Genomic DNA, 7,857 nt, shown 5'->3' on the forward strand with positions numbered 1-7,857 from the left:
CGTCCAGCTCGATGGCGAACCGATGATGGTGACGATCCCTCTGGACTTCGAAGATGAGATCGTTTGGAAGGTTGGGCAGCGGATCGGGGTGGACTGGAATCCGCGGGATGAGGTGGTTATCGGGGCATGAGACGATCCAAGCTGCTGATTACGCCGGTTCTGCTGTGGCTGGCGCTGTTTCTGCTCGTCCCGATGGTGATCGTCGTGGTCATGTCATTGATGAGCCGCGACACACTGGGCAATGTTGTCTTCCATTTCTCGCTGAACGGGTATAAAACCTTTTTCGACTCTTTGTATCTCGGCATCTATTGGGATACGTTAGTGCTGTCGGTGGTGACGACCGTCGTATGCTTGTTGGTCAGCTACCCGCTCGCTTATTTTATCGCCAATGCCTCTCCCAGGGTGCAGACCTGGGGACTGGTGCTGATCACGATTCCGTTCTGGATCAACTTCTTGATCCGGACGTACGCCTGGGTGCTGCTGCTGCGCACGCAGGGTGTGGTGAATACGCTGCTGATCCATTTTGGATGGATTCAGGAGCCGCTGCAAATGCTGTATACCAAAGGCGCGGTGCTGCTTGGCATGGTCTACAACTTCATTCCGTTCATGGTGCTGCCGATTTACGTCGCGCTGGAACAGATGGATAAGCGGTTGCTGGATGCGGCGAGCGACCTCGGGGCTACCCGCTGGAAAGCGTTCCGGCACATCACGCTGCCGCAGAGCAAGTCCGGGATCATGACCGGCTGCGTCTTGGTCTATGTCTCCACGACGGGGATGTTTGTCGTCACGGATATTCTTGGCGGGGCCAAGTCGACGATGATCAGCAACATCATCCAGCAGCAGTATCTGGGGGCGCGCAACTGGCCGTTCGGCTCGGCGCTGTCCGTGATTTTCGTCATCACGTCCCTCATTCTGATCCTGCTGTTTAACCGGGCGATGCAGTCCCGGGCGGACCGTGCGAAGGAGGGGAGAGCATGAAGAGAAAAAGTCATCCCCTGCTGGGGATTCACTCCGTGCTGATGATGATCTTTATTTATGTGCCGATCCTGCTGATTATTATTTATTCATTTAATAACACGAGGCTCAGCGGGGACTGGGAAGGATTTACGTTCGACTGGTACACCTCGCTGATGACCGATGACCATGTGCTTGAAGCGCTCATGAACAGCTTGACCGTCGGGATCGTATCCACGATCGTAGCGACGCTGCTTGGAACCGTGGGAGCCTTGTCCCTGCGGGGGCTTGGCCGGCGATGGAAGGGCAGCATGAACGGACTCATGTACCTGCCCGTCATTATTCCCGACATCATCATGGGGCTGTCGCTGCTGGTGCTGTTCAACCAGATGCATATCCCGCTGGGTAAAGCGACGGTCATCATCGCCCATATCACGTTCAGCATGTCGTACGTCTATGTCGTCGTGACGGCCCGCCTTGCGGGAATGGGCAAGCAGCTGGAGGAGGCGGCCTCCGACCTTGGCGCCACCCCTTGGCAGACGTTCCGCCATGTAACGTGGCCGCAAATTTTCCCGGGCGTCATCTCGGGGGCGCTGATCGCGTTTACGATGTCGCTGGACGACTTTATGGTCAGCTTCTTCGTAGCCGGGCCTAGCTCGACTACACTGCCGATTTATATTTACGGCCAGGTGAAGCGGGGAATCTCGCCGGAAATTAACGCACTCTGTACGCTGCTGATCGTGGTGAGCGTCGTGCTGATTTTGCTGGCACAGTTTTTCCTCAACCGCGGCAAGGGCCAGAAGAAGCATAAAATGCTGCCGATTTAACGCAGCTGCAAGATAGTGAACTATTGATTGAACTACAGGATATGGACTACATGCTATAAGGAGAAAGAGAGGAGATATGTTACTGTGAAAAGAAAGGGTATCGCCGGTCTCGTACTGGCTGGGGCACTCGCCCTCGTGTCGGTTGCATCCCTGGGAGGATGCTCATCTTCCAAGGAGACGCTTCATATTTACAGCTGGGCTGACAATTTTGACGAGCAGGTGCTCAAGGACTTCGAGAGTAAATTCAACGTCAAGGTCACGTATGACAACTATGCGAACAACGAGGATTTGCTGGCCAAAATCAAGGCGGGCGGCGGCGGATACGATCTGATCCAGCCTTCGGACTACATGGTCCGGACGATGATCGAGAACAATTTGCTGGAACCGCTGGACAAGAACAACATTCCGAACTTCGAGAACATTCAGGAATCGCTGAAGAACCCTGATTTTGACCCGGGCAATAAATACTCGATCGTATACACTTCCGGCGTAACGGGTATCGCGTATAACAAAAAATACGTGAAGGACACCATCGACAGCTGGGAGGATCTATGGGACCCGAAATACAAGGGCAAGGTCCTTCTGTTGGACGACAACCGCGAAGTGATTGGCATGGCCTTGAAGAAGCAGGGGCACTCGAACAGCTCCCAGGATGAAGGCGAGATCAAGTCGGCCGTGGACGACCTGAAGAAGCTGCTGCCAAGCGTTCTTGCTTTCGACACGGATACCATCAAGCAGAAGATGATTCAGGAGGAAGGCTGGATCGGAACGGTATGGTCCGGCGACGCCGCTTTTATCGCGAAGGACAATCCGGATGTGGAATATGTCGTGCCAAAAGAGGGCGGGACGATCTTCTCGGACAACTATGCGATCCCGAAAGGGGCCGAGCATAAGGAGCTTGCCGAGAAGTTTATCAACTACATGCTCGATCCGCAGGTCAGCGCAAAGAACTATGAGTCGATCGGATACAGCGATCCGAACGCCAAAGCGATGGAGTTCCACAGCGAGGAATACCGGAACAACCATATGATCAACCTCTCCGAAGAAGAGCTGGGCCGGACGGAATGGCTCGGCGACGTAAAGGAAACCCTGCAGCTCTATGACCGTTACTGGACGGAGCTGAAGAGCGGACGGTAGTAAGCAGAGGCCTTACAACGACCGTTAATATCGTTTAGGAACAATTGCCCTGTTTCGGGATCCATACTTAAGCTGGCTTCCGGAACGGGGCATTATTTTTATTTCGTGAGCTTTTTAAGTCCTGGCGCGGTGCTGGTGTCCTATGAAGGGGGACTTCATGATCGCAAGGCCCGTGACCGATCGGATGAAGGAACACAAAGTTAACGTAAAGGTTAAGAGAGTTATACTTTTGGCTGGCGTAAACGACAATACTGTAACCCCGGTTGTAAACAAATCGGCGGAGGTCTTTTTTATAATAGGGAAGTGGTGAATTTGGGTAATAAATCATATGACTAGCACAAGCAGCAATGTTTGGAGAGGAGATTTGATAAGGATGAACAAGGGAATGAAATGGGGAGCCGCGGTGCTGGCCGCAGGCGTATTGATCGGAAATGCCGGCGTGTTTGGGGGATCGCAGGTGTCGGCTGCAGCCTCAAAGCCGGTCGTGAAGCCGGCTGCGCAGCCGGGAGTGGCGTTAAAATATAACGGCAAGGTGCTATCGCTGCAGGGGAAATTGGTTGACGGGGTCACCATGATTCCGGTGTCCATTTTGCGTGATGCCGCCGGTCTGCCGCTGTCTTATAATCCGGGTATCAAGACGTACACTGTCGGATCCGGGGTAACGAAGCTGAACCTGGAGGTTTCCGACTACGGGGTCAGCGCTTATATCAACGGAAGCTATGTCGGAGACAATTCGAACAGCTACGATGGAAAATTGATCGACGGCAAGCTGTACGTTCCTTTCAAGCTGCTGAACGACTATATGGGCTTCCAGGGCGTGTATACCGCGTCTTCCAAGACGTTGAGCCTGTCCAAGCGTCAGATGAACCAGGTGACAATCTCCACCGAACTCATCAAGGCGAGCGACGCCAATGCAACGATTCTGATCCGTTATCCTCAGTTAAGCGGGCTGGCTAACGCGGACGCCCAGGAGGCGATCAACAAAGTATTTAAAGACAAGGCGGAAGCGTTCGCCACAGAAGCCAAGGCCAAGGCGAAAAAGCGCGACGCGAAGGTGGAGCACCCGTATGAGTTCGACGGAACGTTCCTGGTCACTTACAACCGCCAAGGCGTCCTGAGCATCGTGACGGATTCTTATGAATACACTGGCGGAGCTCACGGGATGACGGCCCGCGAGGGATTTACGTTCTCGCTGAAGGACGGCAAACAGCTAACGCTGGACAGCCTGCTCCACAATTCGGCCGACGCCAAGACCAAGCTGGACAAACTGCTGAAGCAAAAAGCGACCAAAGACGGCTTCACAGACGGCTTCAACGGACTGAAAAAGGACGCGGACTTCTATGTGAAGGAAAGCGGATTGACGATCTTCTTCCAACAGTATGAAATCGGGCCGTATGCCGCCGGTTTCCCGACGTATACGTTCAACTTCAGCGACCTGCTGCCGAAGGGAACGGATCCGTTCGAAGCAGCGAAATAATGGAGCCGATACAGCCGAGATGATGTAAGCGAGTCAGATGATATAGAACATTTATCCCAACGAGCGTCGGTCAACGGTCCTCAAGGGATGATTTAATGTTGCCAAACCCCCGTTAAACCTATAACGGGGGTTTGGCTGTTTTTGCTGCGTGGCGACAGCCGGTCATATTTTTCGTTTGCGGGGCAAAAACAAGGCGACAAGCGCGCCGAGGAGAATGCCGAGCGCCGCAAGATAAATGGCTGTCCGATTACCCTCAGCTAATGCTTGGCGAAAAGCTTCACCCGTCATTTGATGCGTACCCGAGTTGGCGATGGCGATCAAGATGGCAAGCCCGATGGCATTGCCGATGTTCAAGGTGGTTGAGGCCATCCCGGAAGCGACGCCTTGGTCCTCCGGGGCTACACCGTTTGAAGCCGTGATCCACATGGCGGTCCAAGTGATGCCCTGGCCGATCCCGGAAATTACAAGGCCCGGAACGATCATCAGATAGCTGCTGTCTGTGTACGCACCTAATGGAATCAGTATGGTCCCGACAATTCCGATGATCATGCCGATAAGCAGGGTGCTTCGCGCCTCCAAACGGGAAGCCAGCCGCTCACCGAGCTGGGTGCCCGCGGCAATTGCCAAGGAAGGGATAATGAAGGCAAGCCCGGTTTGCAGAGCACTGTATCCGTGCACATTTTGAAATAAGGTTGTCAGGAAGTAGGGTAAGGCACCAAACGTCCCCATGTAGATGAATGTAATGACCATGCTGGCAGCCAAGCTGCGGTTACGGAAAAGATGGATCGACATTAAAGGAGCGGTGCTTCGTATTTCAATCAGAGCAAAGACCGACAAGAGGATCAGGGAAAGGACAGCACATATGATCATTTCCGTGGAGGCCCAGCCCAATTCGGGCCCCTGGACAAGAACATATACCAGGAGAGTAGCGCCTGCGGTTACCGTGGCGGCGCCGGGCACATCGAAATAGCGCTTTTGATTCCGCCGTTCGTCGCGGGGAATAACGAACAGCGCGGCTAGTGCAACGATTCCTGCTAATGGAACATTCACCAAAAAGACCGCTTCCCAGCCGAACGCATTGGTCAATACCCCGCCCAGGATCGAGCCAATCGTCAGGCCGCTGGCTCCGGCCCCGCCCCATACGGCAAGAGCGCGGTTTCGGCGCGGACCTTCCTCAAACAATCGGTTGATTAGCGATAACGTGGCGGGAAACAGGAACGCCGCTCCGATACCTTGGATGGCACGGGCTATAATGATGACGAGCGGGTCCCAAGCCAAGCCTCCCAATAGCGAAGAAAGGGCGTAAAGGACCAACGCAAAAATAAACATTCGCTTTTGTCCCAGCATATCGGCAGCACGCCCTCCAAGAAGCAGGAAGCCCCCGCAGAAAACCGTGTAAGCACTGACCACCCATTGCAGGGACTGTTCCGAGAAGCCAAGGCCATGTCCGATCTCAGGCAAAGCGACGAAAATGATATTGATGTCGAGCCCGTAAATCAGCTGTGCTAGAGCAAGCAGTGCCAAACTCCATCCCATGCCCCGCTGCTTGACGGCAGCGATCTCGGATGTAGAGCCGCTTAGCCGAGTTTGTTGATCAGTAGACATTCGTAGTTCACCCCTATAATTCAAATTATTTTGAAATGATTGGATCGGGAACATTATATTTCAAAATAATTTGAAATGTCAACAAGGAATTAAGCTGCGAAGGTTATCGAGTATTCCTGGAAGGAATAGAAGGGGAGACCAATACTTACGGCAGTACGACAATCCCAGAAAAAATCCCCTCTGAGCAAACGGCAGTGCGCTTTCCTGCACTTGTCTGCTCAAAGGGGATTTTGTTGTGGAGCGGAGCTCCTTTTTGTTACTTGCCTGAACTTATACGTCAAACACGAAGTCGTCGTCGGACAGCGGCTCGATGTTGATCGCGCGGACGTAGCCGTTGCCTTTTTTCGAGAAGAAATCATGCTGCTTGGTGTGGGTGCTGATCCCGTTGAAGACGATCGGGTTGATCGGCTCTTCCGGGAAATGCGGCTCGAAGCCGAGATTCATCAGCGCTTTGTTGGCGTTATAGCGGACATAAGTTTTCACTTCCTCCTGCAGTCCGATCGGGCTGTACAGGTCATCCGTATATTTCACCTCGTTCTGATACAGCGTCTCAAGCAGCTCGTACAGCTCCCGGCGCAGCTCCTCCTGCTCTTCGAAAGAGAACTCCTGGAACAGCTCCTGGGCCAGCGTACCGACGTACAGGCCGTGAATGCTCTCGTCGCGGATAATCAGGTCGATGATTTCGCCGCTGCTGGTCATTTTTGCCCTGGCCGGCCAGGTAAAGCGGATAGAAGAAGCCGCTGTAGAACAGATAGCCAGCTGTTCGTTGTCCTCCACCCAGCGAAAAATGGCGTCAATCTCCTCCGTCGAGGCGAGTGTGGTGAAAATGCTGCTGTACGATTTGGCGTGGATTTGCTCCATCATCGACATGAAGCCGAGCACGGCTTTGCGCTGCAGGCCTTCCACATGCTCCAAAATTTTCGGCATGCCGACGCCGCCCTGCAGCGTATCCAGCAGCGTCAGTCCGCCAAGAACATGCTTGTAGGCGGTGCGCTCCTCGTCGGTCATTTTAATCCAGTCCATTTTATCGTCGGACAAAGGGATTTCGTCGTCGGTCCAAAACTGCATGATGTTCTGCTGCCAGAACATGAGCGTAAAATCATCGTCGGGCCGGTTCCAGTTTACTGCTTTCATCAGACCATTGCTCCTTTTATAGAAATTGCTCCTTTTATAGAAGAAGGCGACAGGGGCTGTTCAAGCCCCCGCCGTCGCCTTGCGTAATATTCGAATTTAGACAGCGCAGCTGGTGCACTCTTCGATGGACAATTTTTTCGTCCGGGTGTAGTACAGCGATTTCAGCCCCTTCTGGGCGGCGTAAATATAGAAACGGGACAATTCCCGGGTCGATACGGTGCTGTTGACGTGCAGCACGGTGGAAATGCCTTGGTCCACATGCTGCTGGATTTCCGCGATCATGTCGATCAGGCGGAACTGGTCGATATTGTAGGCTGATTTATAATACCACTGCGTTTCCGCGCTGAGGAAAGGCATCGGGTAATATGTCGTCGAGTTTGCGTAGGTACGCGTTTCGATATGCTCGACGATTGGCATGACGCTGGACGTCGCGTTCTGGATGTACGAGATGCTCTGCGTCGGCGCGATCGCCAGACGGTAGGCATGGTACAGTCCGTGCTTCTGTACAAGCGCCTTGAGCTGCGCCCAGTCCTCAGGGGACGGGATCTCGATGCCTTCAAATAGCTGCTTCACGCGTTCCGATTGCGGCCGGAAGTCTTTTTCGAGGTAGCGGTCAAAATAGATACCCTTCGCGTATTCGGACTTGTCGAAGTCCCGGAACGTTTCGCCGCGATCACGCGCAATTTCCATGCTTTGCTCCAGCGAGTAGTAGTTCATCATCAT

Annotated in this window: 6 protein-coding genes and 1 pseudogene; 4 read left to right on the forward strand and 3 right to left on the reverse strand. The window is 53.6% G+C overall.

The window, feature by feature from the left end:
• Nucleotides 1-126: 126 nt before the first annotated feature.
• The 4 genes from CPT76_RS27270 to CPT76_RS27285 all read left to right on the forward strand — a co-directional run bounded on the left by CPT76_RS27270 (nt 127) and on the right by CPT76_RS27285 (nt 4,395).
• On the forward strand, nt 127-978 hold the full coding sequence (locus CPT76_RS27270; protein ID WP_105445130.1) for an ABC transporter permease: 852 nt from the start codon (nt 127-129) through the stop codon (nt 976-978).
• Complete coding sequence (locus CPT76_RS27275) at nt 975-1,781, forward strand: ABC transporter permease (RefSeq protein WP_105445131.1); 807 nt, start codon at nt 975-977, stop codon at nt 1,779-1,781. Before CPT76_RS27270 ends, CPT76_RS27275 begins: the two co-directional genes overlap by 4 nt.
• 99 nt (nt 1,782-1,880) lie before the next feature.
• A complete protein-coding gene (locus tag CPT76_RS27280; RefSeq protein WP_374954737.1) occupies nt 1,881-2,918 on the forward strand; it encodes a polyamine ABC transporter substrate-binding protein in 1,038 nt (345 codons plus the stop codon).
• A gap of 373 nt (nt 2,919-3,291) precedes the next feature.
• A complete protein-coding gene (locus CPT76_RS27285) occupies nt 3,292-4,395 on the forward strand; it encodes a PdaC/SigV domain-containing protein (RefSeq protein WP_181153073.1) in 1,104 nt (367 codons plus the stop codon).
• 162 nt (nt 4,396-4,557) lie between these two features.
• Here CPT76_RS27285 and CPT76_RS27290 read toward each other — a convergent pair whose 3' ends face one another.
• The 3 genes and pseudogenes from CPT76_RS27290 to CPT76_RS40630 all read right to left on the reverse strand — a co-directional run.
• Nucleotides 4,558-6,000 (reverse strand): MFS transporter, encoded by a 1,443-nt coding sequence (locus CPT76_RS27290; protein WP_219845477.1) that lies wholly within the window; start codon nt 5,998-6,000, stop codon nt 4,558-4,560.
• Nucleotides 6,001-6,270: 270 nt separating this feature from the next.
• The gene (locus CPT76_RS27295) at nt 6,271-7,068 is read right to left on the reverse strand and encodes a ribonucleotide-diphosphate reductase subunit beta (protein WP_374954738.1); all 798 of its coding nucleotides are present in this window, start codon (nt 7,066-7,068) and stop codon (nt 6,271-6,273) included.
• A 162-nt stretch (nt 7,069-7,230) separates the two neighbouring features.
• A pseudogene (locus CPT76_RS40630) lies at nt 7,231-7,857 on the reverse strand (ribonucleotide-diphosphate reductase subunit alpha); the annotation flags it as partial.

This window comes from Paenibacillus sp. AR247 (assembly GCF_002968895.1).
Taxonomy (GTDB): domain Bacteria; phylum Bacillota; class Bacilli; order Paenibacillales; family Paenibacillaceae; genus Paenibacillus_AQ; species Paenibacillus_AQ favisporus.

Excerpts from the sequence above, each read along its gene's own strand:
- CPT76_RS27270 (WP_105445130.1), top strand. The coding sequence starts at position 127 with ATGAGACGATCCAAGCTGCTGATTACGCCGGTTCTGCTGTGGCTGGCG.
- CPT76_RS27275 (WP_105445131.1), top strand. The coding sequence starts at position 975 with ATGAAGAGAAAAAGTCATCCCCTGCTGGGGATTCACTCCGTGCTGATG.
- CPT76_RS27285 (WP_181153073.1), top strand. The coding sequence starts at position 3,292 with ATGAACAAGGGAATGAAATGGGGAGCCGCGGTGCTGGCCGCAGGCGTA.
- CPT76_RS27290 (WP_219845477.1), bottom strand. The coding sequence starts at position 6,000 with ATGTCTACTGATCAACAAACTCGGCTAAGCGGCTCTACATCCGAGATC.
- CPT76_RS27295 (WP_374954738.1), bottom strand. The coding sequence starts at position 7,068 with ATGCAGTTTTGGACCGACGACGAAATCCCTTTGTCCGACGATAAAATG.